At 39.0% G+C, this 19,368-nt stretch carries 16 protein-coding genes; 2 read left to right on the top strand and 14 right to left on the bottom strand.

Annotated features, from left to right (window positions below; translation table 11 throughout):
- Positions 1 to 85: 85 nt before the first annotated feature.
- Both NSS81_RS21385 and NSS81_RS21380 read right to left on the bottom strand, forming a co-directional pair.
- Positions 86 to 1,321 (bottom strand): CAP domain-containing protein, encoded by a 1,236-nt coding sequence (locus NSS81_RS21385; RefSeq protein WP_342430641.1) that lies wholly within the window; start codon positions 1,319 to 1,321, stop codon positions 86 to 88.
- Positions 1,322 to 1,513: 192 nt separating this feature from the next.
- Positions 1,514 to 2,686 carry a TraB/GumN family protein gene (locus NSS81_RS21380; protein WP_342430640.1) on the bottom strand — a complete coding sequence of 391 codons (1,173 nt, stop codon included), beginning with the start codon at positions 2,684 to 2,686 and terminating at the stop codon, positions 1,514 to 1,516.
- A gap of 253 nt (positions 2,687 to 2,939) precedes the next feature.
- Between NSS81_RS21380 and adhE the strand changes: the two genes are divergently transcribed.
- Positions 2,940 to 5,540: a bifunctional acetaldehyde-CoA/alcohol dehydrogenase gene (gene adhE, locus NSS81_RS21375; RefSeq protein WP_342430639.1), complete on the top strand. Its 2,601-nt coding sequence runs from the start codon at positions 2,940 to 2,942 to the stop codon at positions 5,538 to 5,540.
- A gap of 78 nt (positions 5,541 to 5,618) precedes the next feature.
- Here the strand turns inward: adhE and NSS81_RS21370 are convergent, their stop codons facing one another.
- Positions 5,619 to 6,263 carry a serine/threonine protein kinase gene (locus NSS81_RS21370; RefSeq protein WP_342434107.1) on the bottom strand — a complete coding sequence of 215 codons (645 nt, stop codon included), beginning with the start codon at positions 6,261 to 6,263 and terminating at the stop codon, positions 5,619 to 5,621.
- Positions 6,264 to 6,395: 132 nt separating this feature from the next.
- Here NSS81_RS21370 and NSS81_RS21365 point away from each other — a divergent pair, with 132 nt between their 5' ends.
- Positions 6,396 to 6,950 (top strand): GNAT family protein, encoded by a 555-nt coding sequence (locus NSS81_RS21365; protein ID WP_342430638.1) that lies wholly within the window; start codon positions 6,396 to 6,398, stop codon positions 6,948 to 6,950.
- Positions 6,951 to 6,966: 16 nt separating this feature from the next.
- Here NSS81_RS21365 and NSS81_RS21360 read toward each other — a convergent pair whose 3' ends face one another.
- From NSS81_RS21360 to NSS81_RS21310, 11 genes are all read right to left on the bottom strand, one after another.
- On the bottom strand, positions 6,967 to 7,167 hold the full coding sequence (locus tag NSS81_RS21360) for a hypothetical protein (RefSeq protein ID WP_342434106.1): 201 nt from the start codon (positions 7,165 to 7,167) through the stop codon (positions 6,967 to 6,969).
- A 106-nt stretch (positions 7,168 to 7,273) separates the two neighbouring features.
- Entirely contained in the window at positions 7,274 to 7,819 is a 546-nt protein-coding gene (locus tag NSS81_RS21355) for an outer spore coat protein CotE (protein WP_342430637.1), read from the bottom strand.
- A gap of 235 nt (positions 7,820 to 8,054) precedes the next feature.
- Positions 8,055 to 8,510: a RicAFT regulatory complex protein RicA family protein gene (locus NSS81_RS21350; protein WP_342430636.1), complete on the bottom strand. Its 456-nt coding sequence runs from the start codon at positions 8,508 to 8,510 to the stop codon at positions 8,055 to 8,057.
- Between the two features lies 1 nt (position 8,511).
- Positions 8,512 to 10,134, bottom strand: a complete 1,623-nt coding sequence (gene miaB / locus NSS81_RS21345) for a tRNA (N6-isopentenyl adenosine(37)-C2)-methylthiotransferase MiaB (protein WP_342430635.1) — start codon at positions 10,132 to 10,134, stop codon at positions 8,512 to 8,514.
- A 175-nt stretch (positions 10,135 to 10,309) separates the two neighbouring features.
- On the bottom strand, positions 10,310 to 11,176 hold the full coding sequence (locus tag NSS81_RS21340) for a 2-oxoacid:ferredoxin oxidoreductase subunit beta (RefSeq protein WP_342430634.1): 867 nt from the start codon (positions 11,174 to 11,176) through the stop codon (positions 10,310 to 10,312).
- Positions 11,177 to 12,913 carry a 2-oxoacid:acceptor oxidoreductase subunit alpha gene (locus NSS81_RS21335; protein WP_342430633.1) on the bottom strand — a complete coding sequence of 579 codons (1,737 nt, stop codon included), beginning with the start codon at positions 12,911 to 12,913 and terminating at the stop codon, positions 11,177 to 11,179. It abuts the gene before it with no gap.
- A 464-nt stretch (positions 12,914 to 13,377) separates the two neighbouring features.
- Positions 13,378 to 13,638, bottom strand: a complete 261-nt coding sequence (spoVS, locus tag NSS81_RS21330) for a stage V sporulation protein SpoVS (protein WP_342430632.1) — start codon at positions 13,636 to 13,638, stop codon at positions 13,378 to 13,380.
- A 178-nt stretch (positions 13,639 to 13,816) separates the two neighbouring features.
- Positions 13,817 to 14,614, bottom strand: coding sequence for a TIGR00282 family metallophosphoesterase (locus tag NSS81_RS21325; protein ID WP_342430631.1), 798 nt, complete (start codon positions 14,612 to 14,614; stop codon positions 13,817 to 13,819).
- Between the two features lie 113 nt (positions 14,615 to 14,727).
- Positions 14,728 to 16,287 (bottom strand): ribonuclease Y, encoded by a 1,560-nt coding sequence (rny, locus tag NSS81_RS21320; protein WP_342430630.1) that lies wholly within the window; start codon positions 16,285 to 16,287, stop codon positions 14,728 to 14,730.
- A 307-nt stretch (positions 16,288 to 16,594) separates the two neighbouring features.
- Positions 16,595 to 17,635 (bottom strand): recombinase RecA, encoded by a 1,041-nt coding sequence (recA, locus tag NSS81_RS21315; protein ID WP_342430629.1) that lies wholly within the window; start codon positions 17,633 to 17,635, stop codon positions 16,595 to 16,597.
- Positions 17,636 to 18,099: 464 nt separating this feature from the next.
- The gene (locus NSS81_RS21310; RefSeq protein ID WP_342430628.1) at positions 18,100 to 19,344 is read right to left on the bottom strand and encodes a competence/damage-inducible protein A; all 1,245 of its coding nucleotides are present in this window, start codon (positions 19,342 to 19,344) and stop codon (positions 18,100 to 18,102) included.
- Between the last annotated feature and the right edge of the window lie 24 nt (positions 19,345 to 19,368).

The following is a 19,368-nucleotide window of genomic DNA, read 5'->3' as shown; positions in this document are numbered from 1 at the left end:
TTATTATGACTTTAATGTTTTTAAATAACTCAGCTTGATAAAAGACAGGAATCCCTTTCGGATTCCTGCCTTTTTATATTGCTCTTTACTTGCCGATAAACATTTGTGTCCAGTGGTTTCCTGTCTTTTCAAACCCTACTCCAATATGAGTAAAGTTTCCGCTTAGGATGTTTTTGCGATGACCTTCACTGTTCATCCAAGCAGTTACGACTTCTTGTGGTGTTCGTTGTCCCTGGGCAATGTTTTCTCCCGCTGATTTATATGTCACGCCAAAGTCTCTCATCATGTCAAAGGGAGATCCATACGTTGGACTCGTATGTGAGAAATAATTGTTTTGCTGCATATCGACTGACTTCTTTTGAGCCACACCGTTAAGCTGAGTATCTGCCTTTAATGCAGGAAGCCCTTTTTTGCTCCGCTCAGCATTTGTTAGATTAATTACTTGTTGTACATATTGACTAGCTTCTCCGGCTGGTGCTGGTGCCGGCGTAGCTGGTTTTGGCGCAGGAGCTGCTGGTGCTGGTGCTGCCGGTTTCGGTGCGGGCGCTGCTGGTGTTGGTGCTGCCGGTTTCGGCGCGGGCGCTTGTGCTATTGGTGCTTGTTGTTTTGGTGCTTCAGTTGTTGGTTTTTGTCCTTGTTGCTGTTGTTGGTTTCCTTGTTGGTTCGTCCCATATTGATACCATTGAACCGAACCAAAGGGAATATACTTATACTTTGCTTCCTGAATCAGTATCGCTCTTGTATGTGGATATTGTTTACTATTGATCGTTGTTGAATCGGCTGAAATACCGATCATATTACTATCATGGTCATTAACCATTAATTTTGATTGGTCAAAGTTATTGGTCCCAACAATGTTGTTGTTTCGATCTCGATTAATGTTTACATTGTTCCGTCTTTTATTTTCATTGTTCACATTAAAACCATTTCGGTTGGTACCAGGATTGTTTACGTTATACCCGGTACGATCGTTATTTCTACGGTAATTATTATTGTTTACATTTCTCCCGCGGACAATATCACTATCACTGTTATCGTTATTTGAATAATCCTCGGTTAATGGACCGTTATGGTCAATTCCATCATCTCGTCCATTTCCAAGCAATATGCCGCCGCGAGTGCCATCAGCATTATAGCGATTGTTATAATAATTGTCGTTATTTCGAACATTTCTGCCATTACCAACATTCATTGTTGTCTTGTTCCTATCTACCCTTGCAGTACGGTTGTCACCTGCTGCATTATCTCCATTGTTATTACATGCGGTAAGTCCTATCGTCATTACTGCAGTTATAAGTATGCCTATAGGCTTCTTTATCAAATTATTTACCCCCTTGCAAAAGTATTGTTTTGCCTTCTTAGTTTTGATTGTTTTGCCAAAAATATTGATGGTAATATTCGTATATTTAAGCAAAAAAAAACCGTTAGGTAATTTTTACCTACGGTTTTTACGGTTAATTTAGAGAGGATAATGTTGAAGGATTTCTTCTCCATCACCATTATTATTTTGAAATTATATATTCTCAAAGAATAAACGAACGACATCTGCTCCGCCGATTACCGTTCCAATCGTACTTCCTAGGTTTGCCAATACAACAATAAGCAGAATACGGGTTACCTTATTACTCCAAAACCCTTTCACACTTGTCACATCTTCTGCCAGGTTTTCAAAATCGCTTACACTTGGCCTGCGGATATATGCTTGGACAATTCCAGCAAACCAGCCGGCTGCGGTAATTGGGTCCAAGGCAGTTATCGGTGAGACAACAAAAGCTGTAAGTATGGTCAGCGGATGTCCAAAGGCGATTGCCGTTCCTAGTGCGGAGAAAGTTCCATGCCATAGCACCCAACTGAGTGTTTGCTGTGCACCAGCTGCAGGATTGGTATAAAAAGTATAGGCTATAATCGCTATTATCAGGATTGGAATCGTCCAGCCAATAACTTTAGGGGTTTTGGATTTGGGAGGAACCTCTCTTAAACGCTCTAGGTCCTGTTCTTTGGTTATTTCTTTCATTATTCCAGGAACATGTGCAGCTCCTAAAACAGCAACGATCTTTTTTCCTGGAGCCTCTTTTATTTTCTGGGCTAAATACTGGTCACGTTCATCAATTAATGGTTTCTTCAATCTTGGGAAGACATCAGTAAAGTCAGTAAGGATCGCGTTAATTGTATCCTGGTTCTTCATCTTTTCCAGTTCTTCTTCTGAAATGCTTCCCTTAGTGAAAATACTCGCAAAAATCTGTGCTAGAAGCATTATTTTCCCTTTTAACCCAATATTTCCCCAGATACGGGAGAAGGTGATTTGAATGTTACGATCGGCAAGAACAAGATTTGCACCAGTTTCTTTAGCTGACTCAATCCCTTGAATCATCTCCTGTCCTGCACTAACCCCTAATTCTTTTGCCATCCGATTCTGAAAGGAAGAGATTGCCAGATTCATTAAAAGTAACGTTGCTTTCTTTTCTTTAATTACCTTAAATATATCCATCTCTTTCCACTTATTTTTATCCATAATTGATTGATATCTTTGCTCATCTAATTCTACACATATAGAGTCAGGTTTTTCCATTTCAACCACTTCTTTTACTTGCTCCGCACTGTATTTTGACACGTGAGCAGTGCCTATTAAGATAACTTCTTTATCATCTAGATGTATTCTAGTAATATTTTCAGAACCATATGACATAAATTACCTTCCTTTTTTACGTTTTTCGATAGTAGAACGAATAAACTTAATTGTATAACATTATACAGCAAAAAAATATTTATTTTTTCATTTAGGTTATCTTAGATAAATTTCTGAACATTCTTTGAACTTTTACCTTAATGCAGAAATTCTGCATTTTTCACCACATCTTTCTACAAATTTCTAGCTTGTCTATTGATATATTTTTAGACGGTACATAAAAGGCTAGTAAATAAACGGGAGGTTTTTTACCATGGCAGTTGCAGAAAAGGTGTTAGAAGAAAAACAAACGGAAATGATGGTTGACCGTCTTGCCCAACAAGGAGCAAAAGCGTTAACAGAATTCCGCAGTTTCAATCAAGAAAAGGTCGATGAAATTGTGAAGCAAATGGCGCTTACTTCCTTAGAAAATCATGTGCATTTATCTAAACTGGCAGTTGAAGAAACGCAACGAGGAATTTTTGAAGATAAGATTTCAAAGAATATGTTTGCAACAGAAATGATTTATAACAGCATTCGAAATCTAAAAACAGTTGGTATTATAAGTAAGAATGAGCTTGAAGGAACCTTTGAAATTGCTGAGCCTGTTGGCGTTATTGCTGCACTCGTTCCTGTTACAAACCCAACTTCCACGGTTATCTATAAATCGCTTATTTCGTTAAAGACGAGAAATCCAATTATCTTTGCATTTCATCCTATGGGACATCATTCAGGAAGAGCAACAGCTAAATTACTAAAAGACGCTGCAATAAGAGCAGGAGCTCCGGAAAATTGTATCCAGTGGGTTGAAACCACAAGCCTTAGTGCCATAAATATGCTGATGAGACACCCAAAGGTCTCCCTTATTCTCGCAACAGGCGGCTCGAGTATGGTGAAGGCAGCCTACAGCTCTGGTAAACCAGCAATTGGTGTTGGTCCTGGAAATGTGCCTTGTTATTTTGAAAAGACAGCCAATATTAAGAGTTCTGTCCAGGACCTCCTTTTATCAAAAACGTATGACAACGGAATGATCTGTGCTTCAGAGCAGGCACTCATTATTGATAAAGAGATCTATACAGAAGTTGTAATTGAAATGATTGCAAACAACTGTTACTTCCTTAATGAGGAGGAAAAACTCAAATTAGAAAAAATCGCTATTAAGGAAGATACCCTTTCTCTCAATCCAGCGGTTGTAGGGTTACCCGCGTATAAAATTGCTGGTATGGCTGGAATTGAAGTACCATTAGAAACGAAGATTTTAGTTGTTGAATTAGATGGAGTAGGACCAAAGTATCCGCTTTCCTGTGAAAAATTAAGCCCTATACTTGCCTGTTATAAGGCGCACAGCTTGGAGGAGGGACTAAAGTTTGCTGAAGAAACACTTGAATATGGAGGACTTGGCCATACAGCGTCCATTCACACTGCCAATCAAGCGGTTATTGAACGGTATGCAATACAAATGAGGGCAGGTCGAATTCTTGTCAACACACCTTCTGCCCAAGGGGCTACCGGAAACGTTTATAATGACTTTCTGCCAACTCTAACACTCGGCTGCGGTACATATGGTGGGAATTCTGTATCAACAAATGTCGGTGCTCTAAACTTAATAAATATCAAGAAAGCGGCAAAAAGGAATGTAAATGCACAAGTATTGAGGACTCCGCCACAAATTTACTATAAAAAGAACTCGGTTCAAGCTTTAGAGTTAATTCCTGGTATCAAAAAAGCATTCATTGTCACTAGCCCGTCTTCAATGAATAATGGTTATGTTGATAAAGTGCTTCATTACTTAAAAAAGCGACCGGACTTTATCCGCTTTGATGTCTATTCAGAGGTAGAACCAGACCCTTGCATTGAATCGGTCATTAAGGGTGCTGAGTTAATGAGGAATTCACAGCCGGATGTCATTATCGCTCTTGGCGGTGGTTCTGTAATGGATGCTGCAAAAGGCATGTGGGTTTTTTACGAGCAGCCTGAAGCCGCCTTCAACTCATTAAAACAGAAGTTTCTGAATCCAAGAAAACGAGTGGTCACCTTCCCGAAACTGCGTGGCAAGGCTAAGCTAATTGCCATACCTACCACCTCTGGTACAGGATCAGAGGTTACATCATTTACAGTTATTTCTGATAAGCAGGGGAATATTAAATACCCACTTTCAGATCCCGAACTATTACCGGACATAGCAATAATCGATCCGCAATTTGTCATGACTGTTCCTAAGCATATTACTGCCGATACGGGTATGGACGTCTTAACCCATGCAATAGAAGCTTTTGTCTCTGTTGTATCAAATGACTTTTCCGATGGACAGATCATTAAAGCCATTCAACTAGTATTTGAGTACCTGCCAAGGGCTTACCGAAACGGCGAGGATGAGCTGGCACGGGAGAAAATGCACTACGCATCTACCATGGCTGGGATGGCATTCAATAATGCGTATTTAGGTATTAATCATAGTCTCGCCCATGCAGTTGGAGCAGAGTTCAACATTGCACACGGACGTGCAAATTCACTGTTTTTACCTCATGTGATTCGCTTCAATGCAAAAAATCCTACTAAATTCACACCGTTCGCTGGATATGACCACTATATTGCCGCTGAGCGGTATGCGGAGCTTGCTAAAATGCTTGGTTTCCCTTCTAAGACTACTGAAGAAGGAGTAGAAAGCCTTATTAAGGCAATTGTCAGTCTGGCAGAAGAATTAGACATGCCAATGAGTATGGAAGAATGCGGAGTGGATCAAGCAGAATTTGAAAGTAAAATATGTGAATTAGCCCTTCATGCCTTTAATGATCCAGATACAAATGTCAATCCAAAGCGACCGTTGATGAGAGAACTTGCAGATCTTCTTCATTTGGCATATAAAAAGATATAACACATATCAAAAACGCGTGTCCTTGTTACAAAAGGACACGCGTTTTAAGCCTTTGCATATTACAGAAATTTATCAATATTAGTCCTTTTTAATTTTCCTGTATAATCGATACCCTTTTCTAACAAAATCTAGAAGGAAGTAAGGAATAGAAGGGTGGAATCTATAAAGAAATGGCCGATAAATTTTATAATAGGCTTTTTTTAAATCAGCCCATTTGCGGCAAGTTCCTTGCTTATAGAAATCGGAAACATCGACAATATAACCTCTCCCGTCAAACATGACAATATTTTTTCCATGGACATCAAAAGGGTTCAAGCCCACTCCCCTGGCATAATCTAAGCCTTTATCAACATCTTTAATGACGGATTCAGGTATAGGTACGCCTTTTACAACAGCATTAAATAAAGTAATACCTTTGATTCTTTTTAATATCAAATAATTTTCTCCATACCCAATTAGTGTTGAAAAAGTTGAATGCTTTCCTAGTTTTTCATATACCTCTATTTCTTTCTTCAGTGCTTCCGGACTCCTTCCATACACCTTTACCACCCATTTTGGATTCGCATCATGTGAAAAAACCCCTGCATAATTGCCGCTTCCGATGGTCTTCCACGAGTGTGAATGGTTTTCCACAATAATCGGATCAAAAGGACCTTGAGTCAATAATTGTATATGTGGCAGCAACTCTTTTCCAATTAATTTTGTGTACCTCTCAATTTCCATTTTCACACCTCAGTACAGAAAAAAATCTTTATTTTAGTATACATCCGTTATACACTAGGAGTTGATAAAATATTCCGTATTTTTTATATAATATTTCAAATTTCCTTAAGGAATGATAAGCGAGGGGATATCATGAAATTTCCTGCATTGGAAACGCAGCGTCTGAAGTTGGTTGAAATTACATATAATCATGTCGAAAGCTTGTTTGAGGTGTTATCACTCGAAGAAGTGACAAAATACTATGGGACCGACCCCTTCACTTCCCGCGGTGAGGCAATAAAATTAATTGATTTATTTCAAAAAATCTTTTTTGAAAAACGCGGTATTCGTTGGGGGATTGTTTTAAAACACAATTATAAATTAATCGGTACCTTGGGGCTAAATAACTTACAGTTAAATAATAAACGTGCCGAAATCGGTTATGAAATTCACCCGTATTATTGGCGGAAGGGATTGACAACTGAGGCTATTAGAGAAGTTCTGCGTTATGGCTATGAAGAATTGGCTTTATTCCGAATTGGTGCCGTTGTTTACCCGGAAAACGAGGCTTCCCTTACTCTTTTAAACAAATTTGGTTTCACTAATGAAGGATTACTTCGCGCCTATATGTACCAAAATAATCAATTGTATGACACCTATATTTTATCGTTATTAAGACCTGAATGGGAGAAAGGCCAAGAGGAATAATCCTCTTGGTTTTCTTTTATTCATCAAAATAGTCTTTAAATGCCTTTGGGTTTTGGGTTTCAGTCCCATGATAGTATGGGTTATTTTCAGTAGAATCTTCCGGGTCAAGATTCGTTTTAATAATAATATGAGGCTCCGACGGTTGCTCAGCAATAAAACGATCATTTAATTGGTCAAAATCAGGCATATTTTTATTTCCAGGCTGTTTTGGTTCCATCATTTGCACACCTCCTAAAAATAGATTGCTGAAATTCCAATATAAAATACATAATTTATTACAAATAAAAAAGAAAAAACTAGGAAGTCAAGACTCCCTAGTATGTTTATTCTTCTTCACTGCCGACTAAGAAATCTGGGTTGAGTTCTTCAAATTCCTCGTCGTCTACATCCAATCCCCAATCTTCATCGTCCGATGAGCAGCCCTTAGGATTAACCGCAACACATACCTTGGTTTCACCGATTACTTCCACAAGGAATTCTCTCTCAACATGAACGATGATACGATTGCCATTAGGTGAGATGACAGCTTCGCAGCAATTTGGCTGCTGCAGCACTTTTGCACAAATCTCATCATCGTCCAAGCAATCATGGTCACGGTATTTCAACTTAATGACGTCAGTATATTGTACACGCTCAGTGACTACTTCAGTTTTGGTATTATCATTAAAAGAATACCAAACGTTGATGTCATAAGAGCCATGAATCTCTACTGTTTTCCCTACCTTCTTTGCGTTATATTTATGGTTGATGATCCAACAGCCAAGAATGCTGGTTGGACTGTGTGCCGGGCTTATTGTATGATTGGACTGGGTGAATTTACGCCCTTTCGCTACTACGGCCTTCGTAATTATCTCTCTGTATTCTCCCATTTCGCGCGAACCCTCCTCATTCATTTTCATTTCATCCTATGCGTGATTTTAGACTAGTGTGCGATTTATTTCTGCAAATACTGGTTAAAAGTTTAGTCATAATTCATTTTATGCGGGATTATTAGGTGTGTTCCAATTAGGCATGTACTTAAGTAAAGGAATGAAAAGAGGGTTTTTTGGGTTTTTTGTAAAGATAAAAAAACCAGGCTTATTTGTATAAGCCTGGTTTGGTTTATTAATGATCGTGGTTGTGGTCGTGGTCGTGACCGCCGCAAGATCCGCCATTTTTTACTTGCGCGCCTGTTTCCCCGCGCAGTACGTCTCCACCTGTAGATTCAATAATTTCATCGGTTACTTTATTAGAAATAGTTGTAGCAATAAGTTGAAGTAATTCGTTTACTTCTATTTGAGATTGCTTAAACTCTTGAACAACAGGGATTTCGTCTAATTCCTGTTCAATAGAAGCAATTTTATTCTCAACTTTCTTCAAGGCCTCAGGTTTTCCATAATGCTGTAAATTAACAGCTTGCTTTTGCAAACCTTTAATATCAGAAATTAAAGTACTCACCTTAGTATTAACATGAATCTGCGCTTCTGCCCTTTTGAAGAAATCAACTTCCTCAGTCTCAGCAATCATGTTTGCTAATTCTTTTGCCCGTGCTACGATATCGTCTTTTGTATATTTCGCCATTTTATTTCACCTCTACTGGTTCTAGTTCTTCCACCATTTCTCCATTTAATGACCATGTTCTTGCTTCTGTAATTTTCACTTTGACAACTTTTCCAATTACCTCTTTTGGTGCAACAAAGTTTACAAGCTTACTTTTAGTAGTGTAGCCTGCAAGCACTTCTGGATTGTTCTTGCTTTCCCCTTCGACAAGAACTTCAACGATTTGACCTTCATGCTTCTTCATTGCCTCTAAGGAGAGTTCATTAACTAACGCATTTAAACGCTGCAAACGTTCTTTTTTCACTTCTATAGGCACGTTATCTTGCATTTTTGCCGCAGGAGTACCTTCACGAGGTGAGTAAATAAACGTATAGGCGAGTTCATAACCCACTTCCCGATATAATGACATTGTTTCTTCAAATTGCTCATCGGTTTCATTTGGATACCCAACGATAATATCTGTTGTTAACGATACATCTGGAATCGCTGCTTTAATTTTAGTTACTAATTCAAGATATTGTTCCCTTGTATATTTACGAGCCATGATTTTTAATACATCTGTTGATCCTGATTGAACTGGCAGGTGAATATGGTTCATTAAATTACCGCCTTTTGCAAGCACCTCAATCAAATGGTCATCAAAATCACGCGGGTGGCTGGTTGTAAAACGTATGCGCGGTATATCTATCTTCCGTAATTCATCCATTAAGTCACCCAAACCATACTTAACACCTTCCAGGTCTTTCCCATAGGCATTTACATTCTGGCCTAGAAGAGTAACCTCCTTGTAGCCTTGTGCAGCCAATTGGCGGACTTCCTGGATAATCTCCCCTGGAAGTCTGCTTCGTTCTTTCCCGCGTGTAAATGGCACGATACAATACGTACAGAACTTATCACAGCCATACATAATGTTAACCCACGCTTTAATTTTTCCGCGACGGACTTTAGGAAGGTTTTCAATCACATCTCCTTCCTTTGACCATACCTCAACTACCATTTCCTTTGACATGTATGCTTCATGCAAGATATTTGGCAGTCGATGAATATTATGTGTACCAAAAATCATGTCAACCTGTTGATAGGTTTTCAAAATTTTACTAACAACCGATTCTTCCTGTGACATACACCCGCAAACACCGATAAGTAAATCGGGCTTCTCTAATTTCAAGGACTTTAGATGCCCAAGCTCACCGAAGACTTTATTCTCAGCATTCTCGCGAATAGCACATGTATTTAAAAGAATGACATTTGCGTCTTCTGTGTTATCTGTCGGCTCATAGCCTAAAGCTAAAAAGATTCCTGCCATTATTTCGGTATCATGCTCATTCATCTGGCAGCCGTATGTGCGTATTAAGAATTTTCTCCCATTACCCATACCCTTAAAATCTTCAGGGATTGAAAAATCATTAACAAAATTAACTTGTTCTTTACCGCGACGTTTACCTTCAGCCAGGTTCGGAGCATCATTAATCGTTATATCCCGCCCAGTAATTCTATAAGTAGTTTTTCCTTCTTCTTGTTTAACCACTTTTGCACCGCTAAAATCAAAGTATTTGCTGTAATCCTTCTCTGCGGATTTTCTGTCCGAAGAAGACTTATCAGTCTTGATTTGCGATGTCTGTTCTAATCTTTGCTTTTCGTTCATTTGTGTACTCCTTTCAAAAAAGTAGATTGTAAAAAATATAATGTTTTAAGGTACAACTAATCATTTTAAAGCATAGTCAAAAAACAAACAATATAAAATAAGATTTGAAAAAATTAATAGAATGTTATAACATTAGAAAACCCGTGGGTATAAACCACGGGTTTTCTAAAAACTATTACATGAACTCATCGACTAATTTATCGAAATAGGTTTGATCAAGAGTTAGGTCAGCATGCGCCAATGGCGTTTCAGAGTACCCTGTGATTAATTCTTGATATGATTTGCGTTCTGTATTTTGATAAATGAGACCTGTAACAAGACCATTATGCTTCATCAAAGTCTGCATTGCATCCTCGCGGTTAGTAGGATCATAACCTTCTATACTGCTTAGCTTCGTTAGATTTTCTTTAAACCAGTCATACGTATTTACCTTATTATAGGTTACGCAAGGGCTGTATACATTGATTAATGAAAAGCCCTTATGGTTAATCCCGGCTTCGATTAATGCCGTTAAATCTTTCAAATCCGTCGAGAAGCTTTGTGCTACAAACGTTGCACCAGCAGTTAAAGCCATCTCCATAGGTGAAATTGGTTGTTCAATCGAACCTAGTGGTGATGATTTCGTTTTAAAGCCAGCTGCCGAACGTGGTGATGTTTGTCCTTTTGTTAATCCATAGATTTGGTTATCCATAACAATATAGGTAATATCCACATTACGGCGAATAGCATGAATCGTATGTCCCATACCAATCGCAAAGCCGTCACCGTCTCCGCCAGATGCGATAACTGTTAAATCACGGTTAGCCATCTTAACACCTTGTGCAATTGGTAGTGAACGACCATGGATGCCATGGAAACCATAAGAATTAATATAACCAGAGATACGTCCTGAACAGCCGATTCCAGAAATAACTGCTAAGTTTTCTGGTTCTAAGCCGACATTCGCTGCCGCACGTTGCATTGCCGCTTGTACGGAGAAGTCGCCACAGCCAGGGCACCAGTTCGGTTTTACATTATTTCGAAATTCTTTAAAAGTGGCCATTTAGAACAGCTCCTTACATTTTGTATAAACTTCGTGTGGTAGGAACGGATTTCCATCATATTTTAAATGCTTTACAATCTTCTCTGCATATCCAACATTCATCTTGATAATATTTGCCAACTGGCCAGTTGCGTTGTTTTCAACTACCACTACTTTTTTCGCAGCACGTACTAGTGGAAGCAATTCGTTAGTTGGGAAGGGATGAATCAAACGAATATGTGCATGGTTTACTTTCAAACCATCACTCTCTAAACGGATCATTGCTTCTTCAATCGCACCGCGAGTTGAGTTAAACCCAACTAGCAGAATATCTGCTTCTTCATGCTTTGCATTTTTGTATACAGGTGTATCAAAGCGAATATTTTCAACTTTACGGAAACGCTTATCCATTTGTGCATTACGGTTTAATGCAGACTCTGATGGTTTCCCTGTTTCATCATGTTCAACACCTGTTACATGGTGAATACCATTTTTCATTCCAGGAATAACACGTGGAGAAATACCGTCTTCAGTCACTTCATAACGCTTGAAATAGGCTTTATTTTCACTCTCAGGGATTTCTCCTGTTACAAGTTTACCACGTCGGATTTCAACTTTATTAAAATTTAACGGTTCAACTGTTTGTTTGCCTAATGATAATTGAAGATCAGTTAATAGAATTACTGGACATTGGTACTCTTCAGCAAGGTTAAAGGCTTCTGCTGCATCATAGAACGCTTCTTGAACGGTACTTGGTGCCATTACGATTTTTGGAATTTCCCCATGTGTTCCATAAATCATTGCCATTAAATCTGATTGTTCTTGTTTTGTTGGTAATCCTGTAGATGGGCCCCCACGCTGCGTGTCGACTATAACAAGCGGAGTTTCAGTAATTCCTGATAATCCAATTGCCTCCATTTTTAAAGACAATCCTGGTCCTGCTGAAGCAGTTATCGCACGAACACCGCCGTAGTTAGCGCCAATTGCCATTGTACATGCGGCAATCTCATCTTCCGTTTGGATAACCGTACCGCCTAATGCTGGTAACTTTTTAATTAAATACTCCATAATTTCAGATGCAGGTGTAATAGGATATGCTGCCATAAAACGACAGCCACCAGCAATTGCGCCTAATGCAATTGCATCATTTCCAATCATAAACATCCGTTTCTTGCCATCAGCTTTTTCCAAATCCATGACTTGGGCGCCTTCGCCAAGCTGTTCTTTCATATAATCAAAACCAGTTTTGATGGCTTCCATGTTCTTAGCAACTACTTGTTCACCTTTTTTACCAAAAATCTCTTGAACTACTTCTTTAAAAACATGAATATCCAGATCCAAAACGGCTGATGTCGCACCGATTGCTACCATGTTTTTCATTAATGAAGTTCCTAATTCAGTAGCAATTTCTGTAAATGGCACCGCATACATTGACGCTTGTGTATCTTCAGGTTTAGTTGGTTTAAACTTTGCATCAGCAAGGATTACTCCGTTAGCATGTAACTCTTTGTAGTTTACATCAATGGTTTCTTGGTCAAAAGCTACAAGGATATCGAGATCATCAGAGATTGAACGAACTTGGGTCGTGCTTACTCTAATTTTGTTGTTAGTATGACCACCTTTTATCCGTGATGAAAAGTGACGATACCCATACAAGTAATAGCCTAGACGATTTAATGCAATAGCAAATATTTCCCCAGTACTTTCAATACCTTCTCCTTGTTGTCCTCCAACTTTCCACGAAAGTTGATTGATCATGACTTACACCCCTTTGGATATGTAAAAAGTGAATTTTATGATTCTTCTAATAGTGTAGCACCTTTCCATTTAATTAACTAGAATTTAGACTCTTTATTACTTTAAAGTCTAAATAAATAATTAACATGGAATGTACTAAACGCTTACAATTCTAGACCTATGAACAAAAAAATGCAACCCTTTCAAACGAAATATTGTCTAAAATATGAATATTTTTTTATAATTTAAAATTCATTATTTATTTCGGTTTTTTACTAGTTAATTACTTGTGTCTTAAACCTTGTTATTCCGCTGTTTAATTAACTCTTTCAGTATATTTCTATTTCAAATATTATATACAGGAAAACATTTTAACGTATTTTAGAATAATATTTTCCTAGTAAAAGTAATTTTTAGAATACAAAAATACCTGCTTTGCAAAAGCAGGCAAAAAGTTTTTCACTTTTCCAATCATTTATTATCTCTTACCTCGGCTCAACAATCAGCTTTATTGCTGTGCGTTCCTCCCCGTCAATCTTGATATCAGTGAACGCAGGGATGCAAATCAAATCAACTCCGCTAGGTGCTACAAATCCTCGAGCAATCGCTACTGCCTTAACAGCTTGATTCAATGCACCTGCACCAATTGCCTGTAATTCCGCTGCACCTCTTTCACGCAGAACTCCGGCAAGTGCACCAGCTACAGAATTAGGATTAGATTTTGCTGAAACTTTTAATATTTCCATTCCTAGCTCCCCCTTGTATAATCCCGATCCCGCATGAGCAGTTTCATGAACAAATCAGGTATATAATATTCCACTGCTACTATATTCGATTAACATTAGACATATTCCGGCTTGACCGAAAAAAGGAGCTATTTCAGGAGATATCAAGAAAAAAACCTCCAAAAATGGAGGTTATACTTTATGAGTACCATAGATGATCATCATTAATTAAAATGCGCTCAATCTTTTTTGTATGACCTGTTTTCCTGTCGAGTTCTATATAAACCCCGCTAAGTTGATTACGGCCTGTTTTAGGAACTTCGAAGCGTACTGGCAGACTAGTAAGAAACTTTGTAATAACTGCCTCTCTCTCCATTCCCAAGATTCCATCATATGGACCTGTCATCCCTACATCGGTTAAATACCCTGTGCCAGCTGGCAGGATACGGCTATCAGCGGTCTGTACATGGGTATGTGTACCCACGACAGCAGATACTCTTCCATCTAAATACCAGCCCATTGCTTGCTTCTCACTCGTCGCCTCAGCATGAAAATCAACAAAAATAAAAGGTGTTCTTGCTTGTGCTATTTCTACTAATTCATCCGCCTTTTTAAAAGGACAGTCTAGAGGAGGCATAAAGGTTCGGCCCTGTAAATTGATTACCGCAACTTCTAAGTCATTTACTTTAAAGAAGACAAGTCCTTGTCCCGGAGTTCCTTCGGGAAAATTTGCAGGCCTTACCATATTTTTGGCATTTTCGATAAACTCAAAAATTTCTTTGTTATCCCATGCATGATTTCCAAGAGTTACTGCCTGTGCTCCCGAACCTAAAAATTCCCGATATATTTTCTCCGTAATTCCTCTACCGCCTGCAGCATTTTCACCGTTAATTATTGTGAAATGTGGACGGTATTTTTCTTTTAATTTAGGTAAATACTCTTTAATCATGTCACGGCCCACAGAACCGACGACATCTCCTACAAATAATAAATTCATTGTATTCCCTTTCGTAAATAAATATTGGCGATGGATTAAATAGTATCATACTTAATCCATCTATAGCCGTCCTAATAGTATCTCAAAAAATAAAGCGGTGCATTCGCACCGCTTTATTTCGCATATTCTACAGCCCGTGTTTCACGGATAACTGTCACTTTAATATGTCCTGGATAGTCTAGTTCTTCCTCAATACGCTTACGAATATCTCGTGCCAAGCGATGTGCGGCAAGATCATCAACGGCATCCGGCCTTACAATAATCCGAACCTCACGACCAGCTTGAATTGCGAAGGATTTCTCAACACCATCATAGGACTCAGAAATCTCCTCCAGCTTTTCTAAACGGCGTATATAGTTCTCTAGAGTTTCACTGCGTGCTCCTGGTCTCGCGGCTGAAAGCGCATCAGCAGCAGCTACCAGCACCGCAATAACAGAAGTTGGTTCCGTGTCGCCATGGTGTGAACCAATACTATTGATAACTACTGGGTGTTCCTTGTATTTAGTTGCAAGTTCAACTCCAATTTCAACATGACTGCCTTCGACCTCATGGTCAATCGCTTTACCAATATCATGGAGTAAACCTGCTCGGCGAGCTAGCATTTCATCCTCACCAAGTTCAGCTGCCAACAAGCCAGAAAGCTGTGCAACCTCTATAGAGTGCTTCAGGACATTTTGTCCATAACTCGTACGGAACTTCAAACGTCCGAGAATTTTAATTAGATCTGGATGCAGTCCATGAACTCCGACTTCAAAGGTCGTTTGTTCACCAACCTCCCGGATATACTCATCCACTTCTCGGCGGGACTTTTCAACCATTTCCTCAATACGCGCAGGGTGAATCCGTCCATCTTGGACTAGTTTTTCTAATGCCAATCGAGCGGTCTCACGACGTATAGGGTCAAAGCCTGACAGAATGACAGCCTCTGGAGTATCATCAATAATCAAATCAATTCCAGTAAGTGTTTCTAGCGTACGGATATTTCTTCCTTCACGGCCAATAATGCGGCCTTTCATTTCATCATTGGGAAGGTTGACTACTGATACTGTCGTTTCCGCAACATGGTCAGCAGCGCAACGCTGGATTGCTAGCGACAGTATTTCTTTCGCTTTCTTGTCAGATTCCTCTTTTACGCGGGTTTCACTTTCTTTAATCATTATCGCAGTTTCATGGATTAATTCCTGCTCCAGCTTGTCGATAATAATTGATCTAGCTTCTTCACGTGTCAAGCTAGAAACTCGTTCGAGTTCAGATTGTTGTTTTCGTATCAACTCGTCCACTTTGCTTTCCATCTGTTCAATATGCTGTTGTCTTTGGTTTAGAGAATCATCCTTTTTCTCCAAAAGAATATCACGCTTGTTCAACGTTTCATCCTTTCGATCTAAATTCTCTTCTCTTTGCAGTAAACGGTTCTCTTGTTTTTGCAGTTCATTTCTTCGGTCCCTAACCTCACGTTCAGTTTCAGTACGAAGTTTGTGAATTTCATCCTTTGCTTCAAGCAAAGCTTCTTTTTTCAATGAATCAGCATCACGCTTTGCATCCTCAAGAATCTGCTCTGCAGCATTCTTTGCCCCTGCTATTTTTGCTTCAGCAATGGATTTACGTACAAAATAGCCAACAACGGCACCAACGATAATGCTAAGCAAAATGGAGATGATAGTAATAGTTTCCATCGTTACACCTCCTCTTGCTATGAACTTTGTACACTTTTAAGTGTTGGCATGTACACTGTTTAGACTCAACATACAGCTAGCACTATTGCTTTTCATGTATTAATAACAAAATGTAAAATATACATGTTAATTGTAAATGTGTGTATATTCATTGTCAAGGGTAACTCCTGTGAGCTTTTTCAAATATTTTGAATATGTTCACAGGATAATTGGATATTTCTCACTTGAATGAATGAATATTAGATAAATAGAATGAATATGCAACCCCAAAAAGAGCAAAGCCTGACAATGGCTTTGCTCTTTTAAATTAATCTACTAATTCAAATGGATCTGGCTCATCTGTTTCTGTAACTATTTTTTCACCATTTAAACCAAAGTGTTCACGGATTTTCGTCTGAATTTCAAGGCGAATGCTTGGATTTTCTCTTAAGAATAGTTTGGCATTTTCACGGCCTTGGCCTATTCTTTCCTCATTATAAGAATACCAAGAACCACTTTTTTGTACAATTTCTAATTCGGAGCCAATATCAACAATCTCGCCTTCCTTAGAGATACCTTCGCCATACATAATATCCACTTCAGCTGTACGGAAAGGAGGTGCAACTTTATTCTTCACTACTTTAATTTTAGTTTTGTTTCCAACAATATCTGTTCCCTGCTTTAGCGCTTCTGCACGACGAACTTCAATACGTACCGTTGAGTAGAATTTTAACGCACGTCCACCTGGGGTTGTTTCGGGATTACCAAACATGACACCAATTTTTTCACGAATTTGGTTGATAAAGATAGCGATTGTCTTCGATTTGTTAATGACACCAGATAATTTCCGGAGTGCTTGAGACATCAAACGAGCTTGAAGACCCATGTGAGAATCTCCCATTTCCCCTTCAATTTCGGCTTTTGGTACTAGTGCTGCAACTGAGTCAACTACCAAAATATCAATGGCACCACTGCGAACAAGCGCCTCAGCGATTTCTAGTGCTTGTTCCCCGGTGTCAGGCTGGGATAACAATAACTCATCAATGTTCACCCCTAATTTTTGCGCATAAGCTGGGTCAAGCGCATGCTCAGCATCAATAAAAGCAGCTTGTCCGCCATTTGCCTGTACTTCAGCAATAGCATGCAAGGCAACAGTTGTTTTACCTGAGCTTTCAGGGCCATAAATTTCGATAATCCGTCCTTTTGGATATCCACCCACTCCAAGTGCTGCATCTAACGCTAACGAGCCACTAGGACTTGTTAAAATCCTCGTGTCCGTTTTCTCTCCCATTTTCATAATGGAGCCTTTTCCGAATTGCTTTTCAATCTGTTTTAACGCCATTTCTAAGGCCGCTTTACGATCACTCACTATTTTTCCTCCTTATATATATAAACATTTGATAATAGCCAAATTCTATTGATTTAAAACCTATTAATAATATAACCTCTTTTTATGAATTTGTCGAGGAAAAAATCGAACATTCATTCGATTGTTTTTCAAACAAGTTATTAACTTATATCTTACTATTTTCTTATCATTTAAAGCTTTTCACTACTATTTTTCTCTCAAAAGGACTTTTTCTGTTATTATCTGACAATGACTTTTATAAAATAGGCCGTATTAACCTTGCCTGTTGATTGGAGCTCCAGGCACTTCGCTTTCCGCGGGCAGTCCGGGAGCCTCCTCGTCGCTTCGCTCTTGCGGGGTCTCCCGTGACTTGCTTTTCCCGCAGGAGTCTCGTGCCTTCCGCTCCAATCAACAGAGTGTACTAAATCAAAAATGTTCTTTAACACAGCCATAAAATAAAAAAAATCACAGTGCTTTAATAAAGCTCACTGTGACTCTTTTAAGAGTTTGATTAAATAGTAGCATCCAAATTTTACTGTACGACTGCGGTTGGCTTCTCTTGTTCCGCCAAGTACTAATTTTTTCACAACGGTTTGTCTGCCATTAATCGAAAGTCCGATATAGACGGTTCCTGCTGGTTTCCCCTCAAGTTCATCAGGTCCAGCAACACCTGTGAAACTAATACCAATGTCAGAAGAAAGGAGTGCTGCAACATTTTCCGCTAGCTCTTTGGCACACTCATCACTTACAACCCCATATTTTTCAATCGTCTCTTCTTTAACCTTCAATACTTTATGTTTGACCTCATTGGTATAGCAAACAACACCACCGCTAACAAATGTGCTTGCACCAGCAAAGCTCGTTAACCCTTGCTGAAACATGCCCCCAGTCAGACTTTCAGCAGCGGCAATCGTTAATTTTTTCCCTTTTAAGACTTTAACTAACTCTTCGACAATTGAGGTGTTGTCATACCCATATAAATACTCACCCACACGTGATCTGATTGCATTTTCTGCTTCATCGAGCATTGAATTAGCAGTAAGAGGATCTTTATGTTTTGCAGTCAATCGTAAGGTGACCTCACCATCAGAGGCAAGTGGAGCAATGGTCGGATTACTTTGTTGATCAATTATGTCGACAATTTCTGTTTCCAAGGCTGCTTCACCGATTCCAAAGAATCTTAATACTCTAGAGACAATTTTTTCTTCAGTTTTTACATACCTGGATAGGGCAGCAATGCCGAAATCTAAAAACATCGGCTCCATTTCTTTAGGTGGTCCTGGTAGAAGCATATAAAGATGCTTTTCATTTTCTGTGACCATACCAGGGGCCATCCCATTATGGTTTGGCAGAATATGGGACCCTTCAAAGACCAATGCTTGTTTACGGTTATTTTCCGTCATTACCCGATTTGTCTTATAAAAGAAGTCCTCTATTGACTCTAAGGCAACAGGATCCATTACAAGCTTTTTCCCTATATATCCAGCGATCGTTTCTTTCGTTAAATCATCTTTGGTAGGTCCAAGACCACCAGTAAAAATAATTAAATTTGATCGTTTTTCAGCAATTTCAATTACAGACTTTAATCGATTGGAATTATCACCAACGACTGTATGATAATAAACATTAATACCAAGACCTGCTAGTTGCTGGGATAAAAATTTTGCATTGGTATTAACAATTTGACCGAGCAGCAATTCTGAACCCACTGCAATAATTTCCGCATTCATCCGCACACCCCCTTTTCCAATAAC

Source organism: Neobacillus sp. FSL H8-0543 (genome assembly GCF_038592905.1).
Taxonomy (GTDB): domain Bacteria; phylum Bacillota; class Bacilli; order Bacillales; family Cytobacillaceae; genus Neobacillus.
Note: the sequence above shows the minus strand (reverse complement) of the source record. Positions and strands in the feature narration are given on the sequence as shown.